Source organism: Flavobacterium lipolyticum, from assembly GCF_020905335.1.
GTDB classification, from domain to species: Bacteria; Bacteroidota; Bacteroidia; order Flavobacteriales; family Flavobacteriaceae; genus Flavobacterium; species Flavobacterium lipolyticum.
On sequence record NZ_JAJJMN010000001.1, the window covers coordinates 951,349 to 974,943 of the forward strand.

Annotated in this window: 17 protein-coding genes; 12 read left to right on the forward strand and 5 right to left on the reverse strand. The window is 37.6% G+C overall.

The window, feature by feature from the left end; translation table 11 throughout:
- Nucleotides 1–654: 654 nt before the first annotated feature.
- Complete coding sequence (locus tag LNQ34_RS04300; protein WP_202701505.1) at nucleotides 655–1,821, reverse strand: MFS transporter; 1,167 nt, start codon at nucleotides 1,819–1,821, stop codon at nucleotides 655–657.
- A gap of 102 nt (nucleotides 1,822–1,923) precedes the next feature.
- Between LNQ34_RS04300 and LNQ34_RS04305 the strand changes: the two genes are divergently transcribed.
- From LNQ34_RS04305 to LNQ34_RS04330, 6 genes are all read left to right on the forward strand, one after another.
- Entirely contained in the window at nucleotides 1,924–2,757 is an 834-nt protein-coding gene (locus LNQ34_RS04305; RefSeq protein ID WP_229998777.1) for an AraC family transcriptional regulator, read from the forward strand.
- A 67-nt stretch (nucleotides 2,758–2,824) separates the two neighbouring features.
- On the forward strand, nucleotides 2,825–3,211 hold the full coding sequence (locus LNQ34_RS04310; protein WP_229998778.1) for a hypothetical protein: 387 nt from the start codon (nucleotides 2,825–2,827) through the stop codon (nucleotides 3,209–3,211).
- A 165-nt stretch (nucleotides 3,212–3,376) separates the two neighbouring features.
- Nucleotides 3,377–3,907, forward strand: a complete 531-nt coding sequence (locus LNQ34_RS04315) for a DUF3347 domain-containing protein (protein WP_229998779.1) — start codon at nucleotides 3,377–3,379, stop codon at nucleotides 3,905–3,907.
- Nucleotides 3,908–3,909: 2 nt separating this feature from the next.
- Nucleotides 3,910–4,470: a helix-turn-helix domain-containing protein gene (locus LNQ34_RS04320; RefSeq protein ID WP_229998780.1), complete on the forward strand. Its 561-nt coding sequence runs from the start codon at nucleotides 3,910–3,912 to the stop codon at nucleotides 4,468–4,470.
- Between the two features lie 469 nt (nucleotides 4,471–4,939).
- Nucleotides 4,940–7,177: a multicopper oxidase family protein gene (locus LNQ34_RS04325; protein ID WP_229998781.1), complete on the forward strand. Its 2,238-nt coding sequence runs from the start codon at nucleotides 4,940–4,942 to the stop codon at nucleotides 7,175–7,177.
- Between the two features lie 198 nt (nucleotides 7,178–7,375).
- Nucleotides 7,376–7,570: a hypothetical protein gene (locus LNQ34_RS04330; RefSeq protein ID WP_229998782.1), complete on the forward strand. Its 195-nt coding sequence runs from the start codon at nucleotides 7,376–7,378 to the stop codon at nucleotides 7,568–7,570.
- A 354-nt stretch (nucleotides 7,571–7,924) separates the two neighbouring features.
- On the opposite strand, the gene LNQ34_RS04335 is transcribed toward LNQ34_RS04330, so the two are convergent.
- Nucleotides 7,925–8,377, reverse strand: coding sequence for a DUF4442 domain-containing protein (locus LNQ34_RS04335; protein WP_229998783.1), 453 nt, complete (start codon nucleotides 8,375–8,377; stop codon nucleotides 7,925–7,927).
- A 231-nt stretch (nucleotides 8,378–8,608) separates the two neighbouring features.
- On the opposite strand from LNQ34_RS04335, the gene LNQ34_RS04340 reads away from it, so the two are divergent.
- From LNQ34_RS04340 to LNQ34_RS04360, 5 genes are all read left to right on the forward strand, one after another.
- A complete protein-coding gene (locus tag LNQ34_RS04340) occupies nucleotides 8,609–9,088 on the forward strand; it encodes a DUF4870 domain-containing protein (RefSeq protein WP_229998784.1) in 480 nt (159 codons plus the stop codon).
- Nucleotides 9,089–9,309: 221 nt separating this feature from the next.
- Nucleotides 9,310–9,642, forward strand: a complete 333-nt coding sequence (locus LNQ34_RS04345) for a PadR family transcriptional regulator (protein WP_017498072.1) — start codon at nucleotides 9,310–9,312, stop codon at nucleotides 9,640–9,642.
- 3 nt (nucleotides 9,643–9,645) lie between these two features.
- On the forward strand, nucleotides 9,646–11,379 hold the full coding sequence (locus LNQ34_RS04350; RefSeq protein WP_229998785.1) for a PspC domain-containing protein: 1,734 nt from the start codon (nucleotides 9,646–9,648) through the stop codon (nucleotides 11,377–11,379).
- 3 nt (nucleotides 11,380–11,382) lie between these two features.
- On the forward strand, nucleotides 11,383–12,117 hold the full coding sequence (locus LNQ34_RS04355) for a head GIN domain-containing protein (protein ID WP_229998786.1): 735 nt from the start codon (nucleotides 11,383–11,385) through the stop codon (nucleotides 12,115–12,117).
- Nucleotides 12,118–12,203: 86 nt separating this feature from the next.
- Nucleotides 12,204–13,079 (forward strand): GIN domain-containing protein, encoded by an 876-nt coding sequence (locus LNQ34_RS04360; protein WP_229998787.1) that lies wholly within the window; start codon nucleotides 12,204–12,206, stop codon nucleotides 13,077–13,079.
- 366 nt (nucleotides 13,080–13,445) lie between these two features.
- Here the strand turns inward: LNQ34_RS04360 and trxB are convergent, their stop codons facing one another.
- Nucleotides 13,446–14,393, reverse strand: coding sequence for a thioredoxin-disulfide reductase (gene trxB / locus LNQ34_RS04365; protein ID WP_202704381.1), 948 nt, complete (start codon nucleotides 14,391–14,393; stop codon nucleotides 13,446–13,448).
- Nucleotides 14,394–14,719: 326 nt separating this feature from the next.
- Between trxB and LNQ34_RS04370 the strand changes: the two genes are divergently transcribed.
- The gene (locus LNQ34_RS04370) at nucleotides 14,720–16,609 is read left to right on the forward strand and encodes a carboxylesterase family protein (RefSeq protein WP_229998788.1); all 1,890 of its coding nucleotides are present in this window, start codon (nucleotides 14,720–14,722) and stop codon (nucleotides 16,607–16,609) included.
- A gap of 170 nt (nucleotides 16,610–16,779) precedes the next feature.
- On the opposite strand, the gene LNQ34_RS04375 is transcribed toward LNQ34_RS04370, so the two are convergent.
- Together LNQ34_RS04375 and LNQ34_RS04380 are read right to left on the reverse strand one after the other, a co-directional pair.
- On the reverse strand, nucleotides 16,780–20,520 hold the full coding sequence (locus tag LNQ34_RS04375; RefSeq protein ID WP_229998789.1) for a cadherin-like beta sandwich domain-containing protein: 3,741 nt from the start codon (nucleotides 20,518–20,520) through the stop codon (nucleotides 16,780–16,782).
- 531 nt (nucleotides 20,521–21,051) lie between these two features.
- Nucleotides 21,052–23,448, reverse strand: coding sequence for a cadherin-like beta sandwich domain-containing protein (locus LNQ34_RS04380; RefSeq protein ID WP_229998790.1), 2,397 nt, complete (start codon nucleotides 23,446–23,448; stop codon nucleotides 21,052–21,054).
- Nucleotides 23,449–23,595 lie beyond the last annotated feature (147 nt).

The following is a 23,595-nucleotide window of genomic DNA, read 5'->3' on the forward strand; positions in this document are numbered from 1 at the left end:
TAATCGATTACACAAACTTAAATATTTTTTTGAGATAAAAAATTAAAAGTCATAAAAATTTCCCAAAATAAATGACATACCCAAAATAAAGTCCCCTTTTTATATCACAAATGCAATTTAAGTTCGATATAAATAGTAAATATATTTTTATTTTTTTAGCGGATTGCCGTGGTTTTACAAAAAAAAACAATCGATTACAACGAAACTCATTGCGATATTGTCAACTCCTTTTTCCTGCTTTTTTTTAATGGCTGTTTTTTCAAAAAAAACAACAAAAAACAGTATTCCTGTCACAAAAAATATCGCTTTTGAAGTCACACTATCACTACAAAGACACCATATTCTTACTAAAAAAAACACGACATCCCACAACCCTGCTTAGGAGGAATCAAAAAACAATAAAAGACAAAAAAAAGAGTCTTTGAACCCGATAAGTTCAAAGACTCTTTTTTAATATAATTTGCAAATATTAATCCTGACTAATTCTTCTTTCAATCTGTGCGAAAGAAATGTATTTCTTTTATATATTCTTTTGCACACATCCTAATATCTATGTTTCTAGTCTGATAAAGGTTGTCTAAGAGAAATACATTTCTTTCACATAACACAAATTCAAGCAGTAACAATAGGTTCTCAAAGATTACAACAGCATCATTACGCTTTTTGCAACTGCAAATTCCCTTTATGTTTCTGCATTAAAGCAAAAGTGATTACCATTCCGCTTAACGCCATAACCAAACCGATTAAATTTGGCGAAGCATAACTGTACCCTGCAGACAATGGCAAACCTCCCAAAAAGGCTCCCAACGCATTTCCGATATTAAAACTACCCTGCAGCGCTGCCGAAGCAATCATCTCAGCATCTTTAGCAGTTTTGATCATTAACATCTGAATTGGAGCAATCACTGAAAAAGAAACGGCACCCGTTAAAAAAGTCAGGAATAAAGATACGTATTGATTGAAGGAGAAAAAGTATACCATAATTAAATCAATCGCCATAACAAACAGCAGTGCCAATACAGTAGGTGCCGGAGAATATTTATCAGCCAGTTTACCTCCGGCAAAATTGCCCACCAGCATTCCTAAACCAGCTAAAATCAAAATATAAGACACATCCTCAGGCGCAAACTTCGAAACATTTGTCATTAGAGGTGCGATATAACTAATCCATGCAAAAAGACCTCCGAATCCAATGGCTGTGATTCCAATAATTAGCCAGGCTTCTGTTTTCTTAAAAAACAATAACTGGGTTTTCATATGGACCGTTCCGCTCTTTTCCAGATTTGGCATCCATAACGAAATAAACAAAAACGTTAGCAAACCTACAGCGGCAATTAAAACAAAAGTATAACGCCAGATAAAGTTATGTCCTATATAAGTGCCAATAGGCACACCTATTAAATTCGCCAGTGTCAAACCCGAAAACATAATGGCGATCGCCTGAGCCTCTTTACCCTTATCGGCCAAACGGCTCGCAACTACAGCTCCTACTCCAAAGAAGGCTCCGTGCGGTAATCCCGAAAGAAATCTTGAAGCGAATAGAAAATTATAGTCAGGCGCAATAATCGAAAGAGCATTAAATACGGTCAGCATCAAAGCCAAAATTAAAAGCATTTTTTTGGGCGCAAAATTTCTTCCCAGAATTACCAATAAAGGCGCACCAATGACAACGCCAAGTGCATAAGCAGAGATTAAATATCCGGCAACCGGAATCGAAACTTTCATATCTGAAGCAATATCAGGCAGCAAACCCATCATGACAAATTCGGTAATTCCGATAGTCAAACCTCCTAATGAGAGTGCAATAAGACTTTTTTTCATTTGTTTGTAATAGAAAGGAATAGAATTTCTATGCTGCAAATTTAACACCGTTAAGCGGAAAGTAAATTGTACATTTACGACATAAACTTGTAAATTTAAGTTATGCCTAAATTCAATCAGTTTGAAAAGCTTGTCATTCATGAGTTCGAAGATGACGTATTTCCACATGTTCCGCACACTCATACCTATTATGAGATTATTTACATCAAAAAAGGCAACGGAATTCACCATCTTAACCACAACTTATTGCCTTATAAATCAGGTGATCTCTTTGTGATTTCTCCGGAAGACGAGCATTACTTCGATATTAAAAAAAGAACGCGTTTTGTTTACATCAAGTTTACTGACAACTATTTTGATTCGAACAGGAATCTTTTTTGTGATGATTTACTGCTGAACACTCCGGAGGATTTTATGCGGAACAAATTGCTAAAGGAAACCATTTTAAAACTAGACGATCCTTGTAAAACCATCTTAAAAAATACAATCGAAAACATTACCGCCTACAATTGTAAGACCGATGTCTCGAGTTCGCCAATTGTTTTTTATCAGATTCTTTCCATTTTTGGATTGATTAAAGAAACCATCCGCTGCATGAATCTGCAACTGAAATCGACTCACATAGACAACGAACAAATCGCAACCTATATTCATCAAAACATTTACAACCCCAAATTGGTTCAGATTAAAGTTATTGCCGATCATTTTAATATTGCCCAAACTTATTTCAGCGCTTACTTTAAAAGAACTTTTGCCATAAGCTATCGCGAGTACATTCACCATCTGAGAACCACTTTAATCGAAAAACGAATTCACAACAACCAGCTGCCCATTAAACAAATTGCTCATGAATTTGGTTTTACCGATGAAAGCCACCTTTCGAATTACTTTAAAAAAAGGAAAAACATGAAACCTACCGATTATAAAAAACTGTGAGTATGGAATTTCAAAAAACGCAAGAGTAAAAAAAAATACCTAAATTTGTAATTCTAAAACATTTTCATTGACAGGAAAAATTTACATAGTGTTTCTAATCATGACCTTTGGCTTCTTACTGATGCCCAGTGAAGGTTATGCCTGCGGAAAAACGAACGCGAAAAGTTCCTGCGAAAAGAAAGCAGTTTCAAAACATGAGACGGCTGATACTTCTCAAAAAAACTGTTGCCAAAAAGATAACGGCCCAAAAAATGAGGAGCACGGCTGTAACCGAAAATGTGATCATTCGGGCTGTACCCCATCAGGACTTCAATTCAGTTTAATGACAAAGAATGAATTTGAGTTTGAAAAAAATCTATTCAATTTCTCTCTGGAGAAAACAATACCTTACTACAAAAACATCCCTATTTCTGATGGTTTTACATCTATTTGGTCACCCCCAAAAATAAAATAATTGTATCTCTGACAGCCAAAGTTGCGCTTTGTAACGAAGCTTTTATTTCTCACAGAAGAAGTAATACACTGTGCTTCAGATTATTTACGAGACCATAATTAGCAATAATCAATCTTAAATTATTTAACTTAGAGGGAATTTAACGCTCTAATAAAATCAGATACAATGAAAAAATCAATTTTAACCATAGTAATAGTAATCTTAGTCGCTTTTTCTGCTAATATTATTCTGGCCACTTCCATAAAAAGAGAAACTACTGCCATAGAAGTTGCCGATTCAAGTCAGTTACAAACTGTTTATGATGCTTATTTTACGGTAAAAGATGCCTTAATTAAAAGCGATGCCAAACTCACTTCGGCAAAAGCCAAAGATTTACTGGATGCCATCACAGCTATAAAAATGAACCAATTAAAGGGTGACGAACACAACACCTGGATGAAAGTCATGAAGAAAATAACGGCTGACGCTAAAAGTATTTCGGCTACCACAGATCTTAAAAAACAGCGTGAAACTTTCAAATCGCTCTCCAAAAACACTTACGAACTTATTAAAGTGTCAAAATCAGATCAGGCGGTATACAAACAACACTGCCCGATGGTCGATGCCGACTGGCTGAGCAAAGAAAAGACGATTAAAAATCCTTATTACGGTTCGTCAATGTTAACTTGCGGAAGTGTGGTAGAAACGATCAAGTAAATATGACACTCTGCATCAAAAACATGGTGTGCAGACGATGTATAATGGTTGTGGAGTCTGAGTTTAAAAAACTCGGACTCCATCCAATTTCTGTGGTATTAGGCGAAGTCAAACTACAGGACTCTATTTCCGAAAGTCAAAAAAAAGTGCTGCTGAAAAGTTTACAAACACTGGGCTTTGATTTTATTGATGACAAAAAAAGCAAGACGGTGGAGAGCATAAAAAAAGGCATCGCTGACCTGATTCATTCTAAAAACAACGACCACAAAGTCAACTTGTCTGATCACTTAATTAAAAACCTCAGCCAGGATTACAGCACACTGAGCAATTTATTTTCAGAACTGGAAAACACAACTATTGAAAAATACTTTATCAGCCAAAAAATAGAAAAAGTAAAGGAGCTACTCCTTTATAGTAAACTGTCGTTAAGTCAGATTGCAGATACACTGAACTATAGCAATGTAGCGCATTTGAGCAATCAATTCAAGAAAATTACGGGCTTTACACCCACTAGCTTTAAACAATTGAAGGACAAAAAAAGCATTGAGATTGAGAATTTGTAACCCTCTTTCATTTATTCTAACCCGTAACTAAAAGAATTTGAAAGATTTTGTTTTGAGCAGATTCTGCAGATTGAGCAGGTTTACATTTTAAAAATTTGCTCCTAAATAATCCGCAAGATCTGTTCAAAATCTTTTAAAATCTGCATGACAAAAAAATTAGGGTTCCTATAAATGATTACACCCTTTACATAAGCCCTCGCGAGCTTTGTGACTGGCTGTTTTTTGAAATCTTACAAATCATTCTCAAAATTGTACAACCCCCAAGTAAGCTTTACTTCGGAAATTTGCATTGTAACACTTAAAACATTGAAAAAATGACATTTACAGCCCGAGGGAAAAATTACGACAATGGGAACCTGAAGCGGAATGGAGATCAAAAGCACCCAAATAACGCAGCTAAAAATCAAGTTCGGTTTTAGTAATTGTAAACACTTTACGATTACGAAATCCAAACCTTTAAAATATCAATATGAAACTACAGACTATTATACTTCTCTTTTTAATCACTTTTAGTGCAAAAGCGCAAAAAGTGGTTCGTTACGATCTGCATGTTCGGGACACTATTGTGAATTTTTCCGGAAAAGAAAAAAGAGCTCTTACGGTCAACGGACAAATTCCGATGCCCACTCTGACTTTTACGGAAGGAGATATAGCAGAAATTTACGTCCACAACGACTTAAAAAAAGAAAACACCGCACTTCACTGGCACGGATTATTCCTTCCGAATAAGGAAGACGGTGTTCCTTATTTGACCCAAATGCCCATAAAACCAGGAACAACGCACAAATACAGTTTTCCTATTATTCAAAATGGAACGTATTGGTATCATAGCCACTCGGGGTTACAGGAACAAATTGGTTTGTACGGTCTTTTTATCATCAATAAAAAGAAAGACGATCCTACTATCAGAAAAGGAATCGATGATTTACCGACAATTCCGGTTATTCTAAGTGAATGGACGGATCTGAAACCGGAAAATGTACAGCGAATGCTACACAATGCCGACGATTGGTTCGCCATAAAAAAAGGGACGACACAAAGTTATGCCGAAGCCATTAAACAAGGCCACTTTGCCACAAAGGTAACCAACGAATGGAAACGTATGAATGCCATGGACGTTAGTGATATTTATTACGAAAAGTTTCTGATCAACGGTAAAAACGAACAACAACTTTCACAATTTAAAGCAGGCGATAAAGTAAGACTGAGAATTGCAAACGGAGGCGCTTCGAGTTATTTTTGGCTGACCTACGGCGGTGGAAAAATAACTGTTGTGGCGAGTGACGGAAATGATGTTGAGCCCGTAGAAGTTGACCGTTTGATTATTTCGGTTTCGGAAACCTATGATGTGGTGGTTACTATCCCTGAAGATAAAAAATCCTTTGCATTTTTGGCTACAGCCGAAGACAGAACCGGATCTGCTTCATTATTTTTAGGAGCAGGAACGAAACAGTCTGTCAACCATCTTCCGAAATTAAAATATTTCGAAGGAATGAAAATGATGAACGATATGATGAAAATGAACGGTGACATGAACGATATGGGCATGCAAATGTCGCTGAACAAAATGGATATGAATGCCGTTATGTATCCTGAGATTACCGGAGGCGGCGAGCCTATGAAAATGGAAGATCACTCCAATCACAACATGGAAGGCATGAACATGGCTACAGACACCACTGAGGTTGCCGGAATTACTACTCTGAATTACGGAATGCTGAAATCACCAACCATAACAACGCTGCCTAAAGATGCACCGGTAAAAGAACTGCGTTTTGAATTGTCCGGAAATATGAACCGTTATGTTTGGAGTTTAGACAATAAAGTTATTTCTGAAACCGATAAAATCCTGATCAAAAAAGGCGAAAACGTCCGAATCGTATTGTACAACGGATCCATGATGCGGCACCCCATGCATTTACACGGACATGATTTTAGAATTTTGAACGAACATGGCGATTACTCTCCGTTAAAAAATGTGATTGATATTATGCCAATGGAAACCGATACCATCGAATTTCAAGCCAATGCCGAAGGAGACTGGTTTTTTCATTGTCATATCCTGTACCACATGATGGCCGGAATGGGACGTATTTTTACTTACGAGAATCAGGCACCCAATCCGCTAATTCACGATAAAAAAATGGCCGATAAGATGCTAAAGATGGACGATCGTATGTTTCATTTTAGAGCCGAAAATGACTTTGCTTCCAACGGAAATGACGGAGAAGTTCTTTTAAGCAGTACGCGTTGGAGTATTGGTACCGAATGGAGATTAGGTTATAACAACAAAAACGGTTTCGAAACTGAGACACACATTGGACGCTACATAGGCAAAATGCAATGGTTTATGCCTTTCATCGGTTTTGACTGGCGTTACAGAAAAATGGGAATTGACGAACAGGAACAAAATATGTTTGGACAGAAGAATACCAAAGACCATCGTTCGGTTTTAAGCGCCGGTATTGAGTACACCTTACCTATGCTGGTAAAAGCACAAGTTGAGGTTTTTACGGATGGAAATGTCCGAATTCAGTTTGAGCGAAAAGACATTCCCCTTGCCAGACGTCTGCGTATGAATTTGATGTGGAATACAGATAAGGAGTATATGGCCGGTCTGAAATACATCGTTGGACGAAATTTCGGAATCACAACGCATTATGACAGTGATATGGGAGTTGGTTTCGGAGTAAATCTCAATTACTAAACAGATCGGCGTATCTACTTTAACTCAAATGTATAGCCTAGAAATGCTATAATAACCTTCTCTTTATGCCCCGTTTTAAAATGAATTATTACAAAAACATTAACTAAACCGTAAGAGTTAACTTTAGAAAGTCTTTTTATATTTGAATTTCTATCTTCAATTAAAAAACAAAATCGTAAAACCTTAAATTAAACAAAAATGAAAAACTTATTTGCCGTTTTAGCTGTTGCTTTATTTACAATTGGTGTTCAGGCTCAAGACACTAAGCCAGCTCCAAAAAAAGAAAAAGCTAAAAAAGAATCCTGTTGTAAAAAAATAGACAATGCGAAAACTGACACTGCAAAGACAGATACTGCAAAATCAGACAAGAAATCTTGTTGCGCTAAAAAATAAACGAAACTTACTTTCAACAAAAAAGAGGCTATCATTAGCCTCTTTTTTTGTTCCCCGTCCTTTCGACTAAGATCAACGATAACAGAAAAATCTGCGAAATCCGCTAAATCTCCTTGTAAAAAACGCCCCAACCAAAGGGAACGCGTAAAGCGATTGTCACAAACTACATTCGACATCTATCATTTGACTTTAAATTGCATACTAATTCATGACCAAATGCCTGTCTCTATTCCCTTAACCAAGCTCTAAATTTCATCAAAGGTCATCATTGCTCCTCCCAGATATCTGAACATTTGCAAAAAATAATTTGCAAAATCACTTCGTGCGTTCCCTTTGGCGGAATTTGGCGAAAAACTATTTAACGCGAACGCTCCACTCAAAGTCCATTTCAGAAACAGGAGTACCACTTTCGTCTGTTCCAATTGATTTCATCCAGAAGGTTTGTCCTTCACCGGTTTTGATTGTTTCTTTAATCGCATCGGCTATTAAGTGTCCGTCATTACAAACAAATGTTATTCTTCCTGTCGCCTTTTTGGTAAAGTTACCTTTATTGTTTGCGACTAACATCGAAATCTTTTTCCCGCTTTGTTGAATCTGAGAGATTACCAATGCTCCGGTAGTTAACTCTGCTGCCATTGCCTGAACGGCAAAATACATCGAATTGAACGGATTTTGATTGATCCATCGGTGCTTAACACTTACGACGCATCTGTCTTTGTCGATTGCCTTTACACGAACGCCACAAATGTAGGCCGACGGCAGTTTGAATAATACAAATTTATTGAGTTTAGAAACCGATAATCCCATGATGTTTATTTTTTTATGTAAAAATACAAAAAAACTATGCGCGCACAATAAATTACAACTACTTTCAAGGACTACCAATAAAATCAGGTACTCCGGATGATTTTCAGCGTTTTATCCGTACTTAAACCATTTTAAACTTGTTAATATTTTGTTAATATTTGGTACTATGCAAAACAAGATACTGTCTTTTAGATATATATTTGCATAAGAAATTACTATATACTTTTAATCATGGAAACAACAACACCACTCATCATGGAAACTTCATCAGAAAAGAACACTGCAACGTTCACACACTTAAGCACTTTAAGTCAGTACATCATTCCATTTGGGAATTACATTTTCCCGATATTAATCTGGACGAGTTACAAAGACAAATCAGAATTTGTAAACCACCATGGAAAACAGACTTTAAATTTTCAACTAAGTCTTCTGCTTTACACTCTGGTTTTGGCCTTAATTGCCATCCCGATCTTCATCACTGTTTTTTTACAAAATATTCCTATGGAAGCTGTATTTAACGACGAAGATTTCATCATCAGAAATTTTGACTTTAATGGAAACATTGCATTATTAAGTATTGGAGCAACAGCCGTTTTACTTTTTGGATTATTAAAATTTGTTGAATTCTTTTTAGTGATTTATGCTTCAATAAAAGCATCAAACGGAGAATTATACAAGTATCCGATAACAATTCCTTTTATCAAGTAGGCCTTGACTTCGCTCAGTCTAACATAAAAATTAAAAGTTATAGTCGGAACCTTATTGACCATCATCAGAAAAGTTCCGAAATCAATCATCAATCATCAATCACCCGAGCCGGAAGGGCAAACCGGCATCTCAATCATCAATCAATCATCAATCAATCATCATCAATCAATCATCATCAATCAAAAAACGAATTGTTCAATCAAAAAAAACAAAATGAAATTATGAACATTGAAAACACAAAAGCACAGATGCGCAAAGGTGTTCTTGAGTTTTGCATCTTATCTGTATTAAAAGAAAAAGATGCCTACACATCAGAAATATTAGACACTTTAAAAAACGCAAAATTACTAGTTGTTGAGGGAACAGTTTATCCACTTTTAACTAGGCTGAAAAACGACGGTTTGCTTAATTATCGATGGGAAGAATCTACTTCAGGACCACCAAGGAAATATTATGGATTAACCGAAATAGGACAAACATTTTTAAACGAACTTAGCGGTACCTGGACAGAATTGTCTGACGCCGTAAAACTAATCACCAATCAAAATCAATAAGTCATGAACAAAACAGTAAATATTAACTTAGGCGGTATGGTTTTTCACATCGATGAAGATGCATATCTAAAACTGACACGCTATTTTGACGCCATAAAACGATCTCTTACCAACTCGTCCGGACAGGATGAAATTATCAAAGATATCGAAATGCGTATCTCAGAATTATTAATTGAGAAACAAAAAAGCGATAAACATGTTGTAGGACTGAAAGATGTGGATGAGGTGATTACCGTTATGGGGCAGCCAGAAGACTATATTCTGGAAGATGAAGAAAAAACTAGTCAGTCTTTTAATGATTACGGAACAAGAAAACACAAAAAATTATACCGTGACAAAGAAAAAGGAATGATTGGTGGTGTAGCAACCGGTTTAGGGCATTATTTTGGAATTGACGCTGTTTGGATCAAAATTATCTTCTTAATATTTGTTTTCGCAGGTTTTGGAACCGGAATCTTAGCGTACTTCGTTCTTTGGATCGTTACTCCTGAAGCGATTACTACTTCGGAGAAACTGGAAATGACTGGTGAACCGGTAACGATCTCGAACATTGAGAAAAAAGTTCGTGAAGAAATTGAAAACTTATCTGATAAATTTAAAAATGCAGATTATGACGCAATGGGAAACCAGGTAAAGTCGGGAGCTGAGAGAATAAGTAGTTCATTTGGAGACTTTATCATGACGGTTTTTAAAATATTTGCCAAATTCTTGGGAGTCATTTTAATCATATCCGGAATCAGTACTTTGATTATGTTGTTAATTGGAGTTTTCACTTTGGGAACTAATGTTTTTGTTGATTTTCCATGGCAAAACTTTGTAGATGCCGGAAACTTTACAGATTATCCGCTTTGGTCATTTGGTTTATTAATGTTCTTTGCTGTTGGAATTCCATTTTTCTTTTTGACCCTTTTAGGTTTCAAATTGTTATCTCCAAACCTGAAGTCTATTGGAAACATTACCAAATATACCTTGTTAGCCATTTGGATTATTGCAGTTGCTATCGCAATCAGCATTGGAATCAAACAAGCGACAGAACTTTCATACGACAACAAAATGGTCGAGAAAAAATCAATCAACATTACTCCAAAAGATACTCTTTTCGTAAAATTCAGATACAATGATTATTATGCCAAAGATCTGGACCACCACAGTGATTTTGAATTTGTACAGGACTCAGCCAACAATCAGTTGATCTATTCTAACGATGTTCGCTTACATGTTTTACCTACAGATGAAGCTGCTCCTTACATTCAAATTGAAAAAACAGCCAGAGGAAACTCGTTTATCAATGCCAAACAAAGAGCAGAAAAAATTAGCTACAAGTTTGAGCTTAACGGAAACCATTTGATTTTAGACAATTATTTCCTGACAGATGTAAAAAATAAATTCAGAGGACAGGAAGTCGATGTATATTTGTACTTACCTGAAGGACAATTATTCAAGCCGGATTCATCTGTACAAGATTATGACGATTCTGACAATGATTTTTTCAACTTACACTTTAGCGGTAACTACAATTACAAAGTACAAGGTTCAAAAATTAAATGTCTTGACTGCCCTGCCGAAGAAAACGAGTATGGAGATGAGTATGACGACACGACTGAAGAAAGTGTTATGGAGAACGATACCGTAAACGAAGTTTCTATTAAAGTTAATGGAAAAGAAATTTTAAACGGAAAGAAAACCAACGGAAGATTAACCACTGATAAAAACGGAGTTGTAATCAAAATTAACTAGGCCATGATAAAAATAATCATTCATATTACAAAATTCATTATTGCAGCAGTTACTGCATTATTGTTTGCCTCTTGTAACTTTAATGTGAATAGTATTAAAGGAAGCGGAAATGTTACTACTGAAAAAAGAACCATACCTGGCAATTTTACAAAAGTGTCGGTTAGCAATGCGATAGATCTTGTTATTATCCAATCTGATTCTACGGAAGTTGTTGTGGAAGCTGACGATAACATACAAAAGGAAATCACAACAAAAGTGGAAAACGGAACGTTATACATCAAATGCAAATACAATAGTTTTCAGGATATTGCCACAAAAAGGGTAACCGTAAAAATGCCTGTTATCGACAAATTAGTCGCCTGGAGCGCCGCATCTATCATAAGTAAAGGCCTAATTCAGGGTCAGGATATTAATATTGAAGCTTCAAGTGCTTCAACTGTAGATGTGAATATCGAATCGGATAACATTACTTGTGATTCAGACAGCGGGAGCTCTATCCGCCTCGAAGGAAAAGCATTAAAAATGCAGGCTTCAGCTTCAAGCGGTGGTAGTGTTAGTGCTCGTAAACTATTGGCAAATGAAATTCATGCAGAAGCCTCAAGCGGAGGAGACGTAAATGTTCATCCAATTGTAAATCTGAAAGCCTCAGCCAGCAGCGGAGGAACTATCAATTATGACATCACTCCAAAAACAATTGAAAAAACTTCAAGTTCGGGAGGAACGATTAGCCAGGGATAAACCTTATTTATCTGTTAAATGTAAAAAAATCATTCATCGAAAGTGGATGATTTTTTTATATTTGTCCAAATCAAATCTTAGAATTAATGAAAAAGAATACAGCCCTTCTTCTATTATTATTATTATTGATCACAACCTTAACTTTCGCACAGCGAAGAGAAAAAATAAAAGGATCTAAAATCGTAACCACTTCGGTAAAAGAAGTTGGTGAATTTGATGGCATTGAAGCGGATGACAATCTGGAAGTTTACCTGGAACGAGGAGAAAAAAACGAAATTAGAATTGAAGCCGATGATAATCTGCATGAAATCATTGGAACGGATTTAAGAGAAAAAGTACTTCGCCTCTATACTGCCAAAGAAAGTACGATCTTCAAAAAATTGGTTGTTCATGTTATTTATACCGGTTCATTAAAAACCGTAATTGCCAAAAATGAGGCTGTAGTCTATGCCATTCAGGAACTTAAGTTAGACGATATCACTTTTCATAGTTTCGACTACGCTAAATTACTGCTCAACGTAAATTCGAAAAAATTCAGTTTGTTTGCAGATGACAGATCCAAAACCGAACTAAACTTAAAATCAGAAGATGCTTCCTTACAGCTAAGCAAAAACGCTTCGATTAAAACATTAGTTTCTGCCATAAAATTCAAATGTGATTTGTACCAAAAAACAACTGCCGCCATTGAAGGTATCGCCGAAAAAGCAACAATTCGTTTGGACAATAACACTGTTTTTACAGGAATAAAATTTACTTTAAAAGAGGCTAATGTTACCACCGAAGGCTCTTCTGTCGCTACTATTTTAGTGGAGAACAATTTAGCCATCGCAGCCGGCGATAAATCAGAGGTCTCACTGTTTGGAAGTCCAAAAATCGAACTTACCCGTTTTAGCGAAGAAGCAAAACTCATCAAAAAACCAAGTCCTGTAAAAGCGAAGGCAACTACGCCATTGCAGGGCTAGATTCTTAGATTCTTAGATTCTTAGATTCTTAGATTCTTAGATTCTTAGATTCTTAGATTCTTAGATTCTTAGATTCTTAGATTCTTAGATTCTTAGATTCTTAGATTCTTAGATTCTTAGATTCTTAGATTCTTAGATTCTTAGATTCTTAGATTCTTAGATTCTTAGATTCTTAGATTCTTAGATTCTTAGATTCTTAGATTCTTAGATTCTTAGATTCTTACTATAAAAAAATCCATTCGCTGCGCGAATGGATTTTTTTATAGGTAACCTCTGCAACTTTGTACCTTTGTACCTTTGCAGCTCTGCAACTTAGAACCTCAGAGCCTTAGCTCCTCAGAACCTCAGCCCCTCAGAACCTTCCCCCTACTCTTTTGCCGCAAGATATCTCTCAGCATCCAAAGCAGCCATACATCCTGTACCTGCAGCAGTAATGGCCTGACGGTATACGTGATCGGCAGCATCTCCGGCTACGAAAACACCTTCTACATTTGTTTTAGAAGTTCCCGGAACATTTACAATATAACCGGTTTCATCCAATGTGATGTAATCTGCAAAAATATCTGTATTGGGTTTGTGACCAATGGCAACGAAAAATCCGGTTGCCGGAATGTCGAAAATTTCACCAGTCGTTTTGTTTTTTGCTTTTATGGCATGTACTACGCTGTCGTCTCCCAAAACTTCAACGGTATCGTGGTTCATTAAAATTTCGATATTTTCAGTTTTACGAACGCGCTCTTCCATAATTTTTGAAGCTCTGAATTTCTCACTTCTTACCAACATGGTTACTTTTTTACAAAGTTTAGAAAGGTAATGTGCCTCTTCACAAGCCGAATCTCCAGCCCCTACAATAACCACTTCCTGATTACGGTAGAAGAATCCATCACAAACAGCACAAGCAGAAACTCCTCCACCCATTTGTAAATAATGCTGCTCTGAAGGCAATCCTAAATATTTAGCCGAAGCTCCTGTAGAAATAATAACAGTCTCACAGTGCAATTCGATCGTATCGTTAATCCAAACTTTATGAATATCTCCCGAAAAATCAACTTTGGTAGCCCATCCATCGCGAATATCAGCACCAAAACGTTTTGCTTGTTCTTGTAATTGAATCATCATTTCCGGCCCGGTAACTCCATCCACATAACCCGGGAAATTTTCTACTTCATTCGTTGTAGTCAATTGACCCCCTGGCTGCATTCCCTGATATAAAACCGGATTCATATTTGCTCTGGCAGCATAAATAGCAGCAGTATAACCCGCCGGACCTGAACCAATAATAAGGCATTTAATTTTTTCGATTGTATCTGACATAATATGATTGTATTATTAATTAATGGTCACAAAAATAAGTTTTTATTGTTGGAAAACGGAACAGATTAAATCAGTTTTAACTATTTCTCAATAGAGGCTTTAACCTCCGAAGGGAAATTAAAAATAGAAACGGAATACTCCTGCTTTAAAAAGCCAACTTCTAATTACAGAAGACTTTTTCCTTTTGACTATATTTGACCATTAATAGTGTTCATTTTCAAAAACTTAACCCATCCTTTTCAACGCCTTAACAAACCTCAAACCAATCTATTCTATCTTAAATCCTTATAAAATGTACCGTTAATACAAAATTATACCTTCAGGATATGAAAACAAAAGAAAAACTGATCTGTCTGGTGCTGTTTATTTTTCAACTGATGCAGGCACAATCTTCAAAATCAGAAGCGATACGCTTTCTGGATTTCACTCCTGTTATTGACGGAAAGCTGGACGACAAACTAATAAATCTTAAAAAAAAGGAATTCAACCATTTTTTTCAGTTTGACAATCCTGCAGTCACACCCACTACAGTAAATTATCTGTTGGGCTATACTGCAACACATCTTTATTTATATATCGAAACTAAAACGGATAGTATTACTTATCGCGACAGAGGATTTATCAATGGGGACGGCTTTAAATTACTTCTCGCAAAACGTCAAAATGATTCACTTACAAACGAATACTACGACATTGCTTTCTCCCCTTCTAAAGACAAAAAATACTGGGCTCGAAAAAGAATCTGGGACTACAACCGAAACCAAAACCATGGTAAAAAACTAAGTCGCGAAACCCGATATGAAGAAATCTCTGATAATGGTACATGCGGTTTTGAGGTACTATTGGCATGGAAAGACATATATCCTTACCATCCCTGGTTTTCTAAACAACTAGGATATAATCTGTATTTTGCGAAAGCCATACCAAACAACGCTGCAAATGGCTACTCGGTTGTTAAGGATGAAGGAATCTGGGATGAAGAAATTCCAAAAAGGAATTTCATGCCAATCGTTTTTGAAAAGCCTAAAAAGGTAAATCAATCCATTATAGCAGCTCAACTGGCCAAAAGAAATATGCAGGCTGATGAACCTCTGCAATTAAACCTAATAACAATAGCAAAAACAGCTCTGAATAAAACCATTGCCGTTACGATCCAAAATGATTCTTCCAAAATATTTCCTGATAAAAAAATAAAGGTCGGTTTAAAAAACAAACTGCAGCATAAATTAGTACCCTTTGACTCTCATAATCTAAAACCGGGTCCTTATAATTTTCTCATTCGTTCAGCCTCTGATACAATTGCATCGTACGATTTTGTCATTTTTCCTAAGTTTAACTTCGACAGCATTCGTTCACAAATTACCCGAAATCCATACCATTTACAGCAAGGCACTATAAATACCCTGCTGTTTAAAACAAACGAAGTCCAAGAGCATTACAACCATTTGAAATCCTACGAAAACGGAAAAAATGTATGGAAAGAATATCTCCAATTTGAAACGGAATTGAATTCCTTTTTAAAAGGCACTGATCCTTACATAGGAATTTTAAAACCTTATCGAAGAGCCTTCCAATCAAAATACGATGCTACTTTTCAGCCTTACACCCTAAAATTACCGCATGACTATAATCCTGCAAAAAAATATCCTCTACTGGTTTTTCTTCATGGCAGCGGACAAGATGAACAGACGGTCTTAAATCAGGCCAGAAGCAGCGGTAATTTTATTGAGATTGCTCCGTTTGCCAGAGATAGGTATAATTGTTATGATTCTGAAGGTTCGCAAAATGATATTATTGAAGCCATTGAAGATGTACTGCTCTATTTTTCAGGTGATAAAAACAGAATCGTTATTGCCGGATTTTCTATGGGAGGTTATGGAGCCTTGCGAACCTACTATCAACATCCTGAATACTATAAAGGAGTAGCTGTTTTCGCAGGACATCCCGATTTGGCAAACGAGTGGCTGGGAGCAGGACATCCGAATTTTTTAGACGATAAATTTCTTATTCCTTTTTCAAAAACTCCGGTCTTTGTTTATCATGGAAGAAAAGACGGTGCTTTACCGGTTGCCAAAGCGGAAGAATTAATACACAAACTTAAATCGAAAGGAATCTTTGTAACCGAAAGAATAATGGAGGACAAAACTCATGAGTATCCTGATGACGAGACGAACAGTATCTATTTTGAGTGGCTGACCAAAATCACCGAAAAGTGACGCTTCTGATGTAAAAAAAATCCGCAAAAATCTGATAACCACAAGAAAAAAATAATTGAATCCAAAGAAAAAGGTCTCTTCTAAATTTCTTTAAAAGAGACCTTAGTCTGTTGGAATTGCTTTGTCTTTTTATATTTCAAAAAAGAATCCACTAAAAAATCAGACCTATCTTATTCTACTACAAGTTTCTCGGTTGATTCGGCCCCTTCCTGATTGACTTTCAGAACATAAACTCCCTTTTGCAATCCCTCAACAGCTATCTCGTCTTTTGTGGTTTGAACAGAAAAAACCATTCTACCCAACATGTCAAATATTTTTACATTTTTTACAACTGTTGATTTAGTTTGTATATAAAGCATTCCTTTTTGTATAGGATTCGGATACACTACAAAACCTTCAATTTTATTATCAACTACTCCTAAACTACTTTTTTCGACTGTTACCGTATAGGTTTTTGCAGTACCATCCTGAGCTAAAACTTCTATTGTAATAACAGTAGTACCCGCTCCAGAGGCCAAATCTATTTTTTGGGAAGGATTTCCGTTGGCCACTGCTGTCCCATTGACTTTTATGCTCGCATGGCTATCGGTCGTAACTGGTGTTAGCATTATACTACTGACTTCGTTAGGCACTCTGGCTACATAACCAGTGGCTTCTGATGAGAAAACTTTAGTTAGCGCTCCGGCGCTCAGGCTTATATTACTCAAAGTAGCAACATTACTTAATGTAGTAACTGTTGCGGGATTACCCGTGCTGGTTGTGGTTAAATAAGAAGGATAAGAAGGATCTCTATGCAACTCCATCACCATTGCCTGATAAGTCTTTCCAGGACTCAAACCATTAATTACTACCGAATTACCATCATTAGCCTTAACAATGGCATACCAGCCTGTTGTACCAATCTGATCACCCTTACCAAAGGTTTGATCGTCTTTAAAATAGATATTATCCGGCACGGGAGCGGAACCTGCTCCTTCACGCATAAATACCGTTCTTGCCGCCCCATTCCCATTGGTCCAGTTCAATGTAGTACTCGTCCCTGTCGTATTGGTAAAAGTAAGATTACTGGCCTGAACCGTCGGTGGCGGGTAAAGTCTGTAGATATTTATGGTATATGTTTTTACAGCACCGCTCTGAGCCGTAACTTCGATGGTAACCAAATTAGAAGCGACATTAAGATTCCCCACTTGGAGATTACCAATCACTTGCGAAGGATTTCCACTCACCACTGCTACCCCATTTACTTTTACCGTCGCATGGGCATCGGTAGTGACCGGCGTTACCGTTATACTACTGACTTCATTAGGCACTCCGGCGTAGTAATCAGTGGCTTCTGATGAGAAAACTGTAGTAAGTGCCCCGGCACTCAGGCTTACATTACTCAATGTAGCGACATTACTCAGCGTGGTAACTGTTGCCGGATTAGCGGTACTGGTTGTGGTTAAATAAGAAGGATAAAAAGGATCTCCATTCAACTCCATCACCATTGCCTGATAGGTCTTTCCCGGGGTTAGACCCGTTATTTCTATCTTATTACTGTTATTAGTCTTAAAAATAGTATACCAGCCTGTTGTACCGATCTGATCCCCCTTACCAAAGGTTTGATCGTTTTTAAAATAGATATTATCCGGCACGGGAGCGGAACCTGCTCCTTCACGCATAAATACCGTTCTTACCGCCCCATTCCCATTAGTCCAGTTCAATGTAGTACTCGTCCCTGTCGTATTGGTAAAAGTAAGATTACTGGCCTGAACCGTCGGTGGTGCTAAAAGCCTGAGTACTTTTATGGTATATGTTTTTACAGCACCGCTCTGAGCGGTAACTTCGATGGTGACCAAATTAGAAGCGGCAAGAAAATTATCCACTTCCAGATTACTAATGACTTGCGAAGGATTTCCACTCACCACTGCTACCCCATTTACTTTTACCGTCGCATGGACATCGGTAGTGACCGGCGTTACCGTTATACTACTGACTGCGTTAGGCACTCTGGCGTAGCAATCAGTGTCTTCTGATGAGAAAACTGTAGTAAGCGCTCCGGCGCTCAGGCTTACATTACTCAAAGTAGCGACATTACTTAATGTAGTAACTGTTGCGGGATTACCCGTGCTGGTTGTCGTTAAATAGGATGGATAATTCGGGATGAAATCAAGCTCCATCACGATCGCCTGATAAGTCTTTCCAGGACTCAAACCATTAATTACTACCGAATTACCATCATTAGCCTTAACAATGGCATACCAGCCTGTTGTACCGATCTGATCACCCTTACCAAAGGTTTGATCGTCTTTAAAATAGATATTATCCGGCACGGGAGCGGAACCTGCTCCTTCACGCATAAATACCGTTCTTGCAGCCCCATTCCCATTGGTCCAGTTCAATGTAGTACTCGTCGCTGTCGTACTGGTAAAAGTAAGATTACTGGCCTGAACCGTCGGTGGTGGGTAAAGTCTGTAGACCTTTATGGTATATGTTCTTATGTCTCCATTCTGAGCGGTGACTTCGATCCTGATCAAATTAGAAGCGACATTAAGATTCCCCACTTGGAGATTACCAATCACTTGCGAAGGATTTCCACTCACCACTGCTACCCCATTTACTTTTACCGTCGCATGGGCATCGGTAGTGACCGGCGTTACCGTTATCGTACTGACTTCGTTAGGCACTCTGGCGTAGCAATCAGTGTCTTCTGATGAGAAAACTGTAGTAAGGGCTCCGGCACTCAGGCTTATATTACTCAATGTAGCAACATTACTCAGTGTAGTAACTGTTGCCGGATTAGCGGTGCCGGTTGTGGTTAAAAAGAAAGGATTACCTGGGGAACCATTAAACTCCATCACCATTGCCTGATAGGTCTTTCCCGGACTCAAACCATTAATCTCTACCGCATTACCTTCATTAGTCTTAACAATGGCATACCAGCCTGTTGTACCAATCTGATCCCCCTTACCAAAGGTTTGATCGTCTTTAAAATAAATATTATCCGGTACAGGATTACTCGAAATTGCACCTTCACGCATAAATACCGTTCTTGCCACCCCATTTCCATTGGTCCATTTCAATGTAGTACTCGTCATTGTCGTCTTGGTAAAAGTAAGATTAGTGGCCTGAATCGTTGGCGGCGCTAAAAGCCTGAACACTTTTATGGTGTAGGTTTTTACCGTACCGTCCTGAGCCGTAACTTCGATCGCAATACGATTAGCCTTAGCATCCACATTATTTACTTCCAGATTACCAATCACTTGCGAAGGATTTCCACTGGTCACCGCTACCCCATTTACTTTTACCGTTGCACGGGTATCGGTCGTAACTGGTGTTAGCAGTATACTACTAACGGCATTAGGTACATTGGCTATATAATCTGTCGTTCCCGAAGAAAAAACGGTAGTAAGGGCTCCGGCACTCAGGCTTATATTACTCAAAGTAGCAACATTTTCAGGTGTCGTCAATGTGGCAGAATTACCGGAGTTGACTGTTCTTAAATAATATGTATGACCACTAGCTCCATAAAAATTACTAACGAACACACCTACCTGATAAGTAGTTCCAGGAGTTAAACCAGTCACCTCCGCATTATTCATCTTAGTACTAGCAACACAATACCAGCCTGATGTGCCAATTTGATCTCCTAAACCAAAAGCAGTATTAGCGTTATAATTAACATTATCTAGCGGAATGGCATTGGAGCTGGTGCTTGTTCCTTTGCGGATAAATACTGCACTAAAAGTTGAATTCCCAGGTTGCCAACTAATAGTCGATTTTGTTGCTGTAGTATTCGTAAAAGCAAGATTGGAACATTGTACTGTAGGGGGAGTCTCCTGCGCCAACATCGTCTGAAAAACCGACAAAAAAGTGATCATATAAACCAAGAAAACCTTTTTCGAAAAAAAGAAAGTAAAAGTACGAGCCATATCAAGATGTTTTTTAGCTAATTAATTATAGGATAATTCCTAATTATACCTATTGGTAAAATAACACAAAAAAAAACGTACCTCTTTTTCAAAAGTAATAACCGTAACAATATTATCAACAACTGGCATCGTATTTTAAATAATCGCAAAAACACACTTAAAAAATCAATGTTTTGAAATAACAGTCGATCCAAAACTATTATTGTGATTCCTATTAAAATCTGTCTCATTGTACTTTTGAATTACACCTAAAAAGAGAATTCGATACGTAAGCCCACAACTAAAACCACACGCTATAATTTAAAGAGAGAATTTTAGTGACTCACCACTTAAATTACAAATTAAATGTTCCCATGACTTCGAAAACATATCAAATACTCTTTTGATACTCTGCGAACTAGAGAAAAAAAATAAACCATTAGAAAAAACAAAAGGCCTCTTCTAAATTTCTTTAAAAGAGACCTTAGTCTGTTGGAATTGCTTTGTCTTTTTATATTTCAAAAAAGAATCCACTAAAAAATCAGACCAATCTTATTCTACTACAAGTTTCTCGGTTGATTCGGCCCCTTCCTGATTGACTTTCAGAACATAAACTCCCTTTTGCAATCCCTCAACAGCTACCTCATCTTTTGTGGTTTGAACAGATAAAACCATTTTCCCTGACATATCAAATATTTCTACATTTTTCACAGCAGTTGATTTAGTTTGTATATAAAGCATTCCTTTTTGTACAGGATTCGGATACACTACAAAACCTTCCATTTTATTATCAACTACTCCTAAACTACTTTTTTCGACTGTTACCGTATAGGTTTTTGCTGTACCATCCTGAGCTAAAACTTCTATTGTAATAACAGTAGTACCCGCTCCAGAGGCCAAATCTATTTTTTGCGAAGGATTTCCGCTGGCCACTGCTGTCCCATTGACTTTTATGGTCGCATGGCTATCGGTCGTAACTGGTATTAGCGTTATACTGCTAGCTCCGTTAGGCACTTTAGTCGTATAAGCTGTAGTTTCCGGGGAGAAAACCGTAGTAAGTGCCCCGGCGCTTAGACTCACATTACTCAAAGTAGCAACATTACTCAGTGTGGTAACTGTTGCCGGATTACCGGTGCTGGTTGTGGTTAAATAGGATGGATAATTTCCATTATCTAGAAACTCCATAACCATGACCTGATAAGTTGTTCCGGGCGCCAAACCTTCGATTTGGAACCCAGAAATCACTGAATTATAAATACCTAAATACCAGCCTGTTGTGCCGATCTGATCTCCCAAGCCAAAAATAGTGCTTCCACTGAAATAAAAATTATCCGGTACAGGTGTAGTGCCATCGCCTGTACCTGCACGTATTAAAAGCATCCTTTGTTTTCCATTTCCATTGATACAATGTACAGTAGTAGTAGTTGCTGTGGTCTTGGTAAAAGTAAGATTAGTGGCCTGAATCGTTGGCGGTGCTAAAAGCCTGAGTACTTTTATGGTGTAGGTTTTTACAGTACCATCCTGAGCCGTGACTTCGATCGCAATACGATTCGCCTTAGCTTCCACATTATTTACTTCCAGATTATCAATCGTCTGAGAAGGATTTCCACTGCTCACCGCTACCCCATTTACTTTTATAGTCGCATGGGTATCAGTAGTGACCGGCGTAATCGTGATACTGCTAGCGGCATTAGATACTCTGGCCGTATAAGCTGTAGTTTCGGAGGAGAAAAATGGAGTAAGAACTCCGGTACTCAGGCTTACATTACTCAATGTTGCGACATTACTCAGTGTAGTGACTGTTGCCGGATTAGCGGTGCTGGTTGTGGTTAAAAAGAAAGGATTACTTGGGGAACCGTTAAACTCCATCACCATTGCCTGATAGGTCTTTCCCGGACTCAAACCATTAATCGTTAACGCATTACCTTCACTAGTCTTAACAATGGCATACCAGCCTGTTGTACCAATCTGATCACCCTTACCAAAGGTTTGATCGTCTTTAAAATAAGTATTATCCGGTACAGGATTACTCGAAGTTGCACCTTCACACATAAATACCGTTCTTGCCGCCCCATTCCCATTGGTCCAGTTCAATGTAGTACTCGTCCCTGTCGTCTTGGTAAAAGTAAGATTAGTGGCCTGAATCGTTGGCGGTGCTAAAAGCCTGAGTACTTTTATGGTGTAGGTTTTTACCGTACCGTCCTGAGCCGTAACTTCAATCGCAATACGATTCGCCTTAGCATCCACATTATTTACTTCCAGATTACCAATCACTTGTGAAGGATTTCCACTGGTCACCGCTACCCCATTTACTTTTACCGTCGCCTGGGTATCGGTCGTAACTGGTGTTAGCATTATACTACTAACGGCATTAGGTACATTGGCTATATAATCTGTCGTTCCCGAAGAAAAAACGGTAGTAAGGGCTCCGGCGCTCAGGCTTACATTACTCAAAGTAGCGATAGTACTCAGCGAGGTAGTCACTGCCGCAAAATTACCTGTACTTATTGTTTTTAAGTAATATGTATAAGGATTAACAAAATTATTAGTAAACACACCTACCTGATAAGTAGTTCCGGGAGTTAAACCAGTCACCTGCACCGTCTCCTTTCCAGTATCAGCCACACAAATACAATACCAGCCTGATGGATCAATTTGATATCTCTGCTGACCAAAAACAGTATTAGCGGAGTAAGAAGAATTATTTTCTAGTATGGCACCGGGGCCGGGATTTGTTCCTTTACGCATAAATACTGAACTATATTTTCCATTCCCTTTTTTCCAACTAATAGTCGTTGTTGTTGCTGTGGTATTCGTAAAAACAAGATTGGAACATTGTACTGTTGGCGGAGTCTCCTGCGCCAACATCGTCTGAAAAACCGACAAAAAAATGATCCTATAAACCAAGAAAATCTTTTCCGAAAAAAAGAAAGTAAAAGTACGAGTCATATCAAAATGTTTTTTTAGCTATTAATTATAAGATAATTCCTAATTATACCCATTGGTAAAATAACACAAAAAAAAACGTACCTCTTTTTCAAAAGTAATAACCGTAACAATATTATCAACAACTGGCATGGTATTTTAAATAATCGC

Coding starts and splice junctions, on each gene's coding strand:
- LNQ34_RS04300 (WP_202701505.1), bottom strand. CDS start 1,821: ATGAAAAAAAGTCTTATTGCACTCTCATTAGGAGGTTTGACTATCGGA.
- LNQ34_RS04305 (WP_229998777.1), top strand. CDS start 1,924: ATGCCTAAATTCAATCAGTTTGAAAAGCTTGTCATTCATGAGTTCGAA.
- LNQ34_RS04315 (WP_229998779.1), top strand. CDS start 3,377: ATGAAAAAATCAATTTTAACCATAGTAATAGTAATCTTAGTCGCTTTT.
- LNQ34_RS04320 (WP_229998780.1), top strand. CDS start 3,910: ATGACACTCTGCATCAAAAACATGGTGTGCAGACGATGTATAATGGTT.
- LNQ34_RS04325 (WP_229998781.1), top strand. CDS start 4,940: ATGAAACTACAGACTATTATACTTCTCTTTTTAATCACTTTTAGTGCA.
- LNQ34_RS04330 (WP_229998782.1), top strand. CDS start 7,376: ATGAAAAACTTATTTGCCGTTTTAGCTGTTGCTTTATTTACAATTGGT.
- LNQ34_RS04335 (WP_229998783.1), bottom strand. CDS start 8,377: ATGGGATTATCGGTTTCTAAACTCAATAAATTTGTATTATTCAAACTG.
- LNQ34_RS04340 (WP_229998784.1), top strand. CDS start 8,609: ATGGAAACAACAACACCACTCATCATGGAAACTTCATCAGAAAAGAAC.
- LNQ34_RS04345 (WP_017498072.1), top strand. CDS start 9,310: ATGAACATTGAAAACACAAAAGCACAGATGCGCAAAGGTGTTCTTGAG.
- LNQ34_RS04350 (WP_229998785.1), top strand. CDS start 9,646: ATGAACAAAACAGTAAATATTAACTTAGGCGGTATGGTTTTTCACATC.
- LNQ34_RS04355 (WP_229998786.1), top strand. CDS start 11,383: ATGATAAAAATAATCATTCATATTACAAAATTCATTATTGCAGCAGTT.
- LNQ34_RS04360 (WP_229998787.1), top strand. CDS start 12,204: ATGAAAAAGAATACAGCCCTTCTTCTATTATTATTATTATTGATCACA.
- trxB (WP_202704381.1), bottom strand. CDS start 14,393: ATGTCAGATACAATCGAAAAAATTAAATGCCTTATTATTGGTTCAGGT.
- LNQ34_RS04370 (WP_229998788.1), top strand. CDS start 14,720: ATGAAAACAAAAGAAAAACTGATCTGTCTGGTGCTGTTTATTTTTCAA.
- LNQ34_RS04375 (WP_229998789.1), bottom strand. CDS start 20,520: ATGGCTCGTACTTTTACTTTCTTTTTTTCGAAAAAGGTTTTCTTGGTT.
- LNQ34_RS04380 (WP_229998790.1), bottom strand. CDS start 23,448: ATGACTCGTACTTTTACTTTCTTTTTTTCGGAAAAGATTTTCTTGGTT.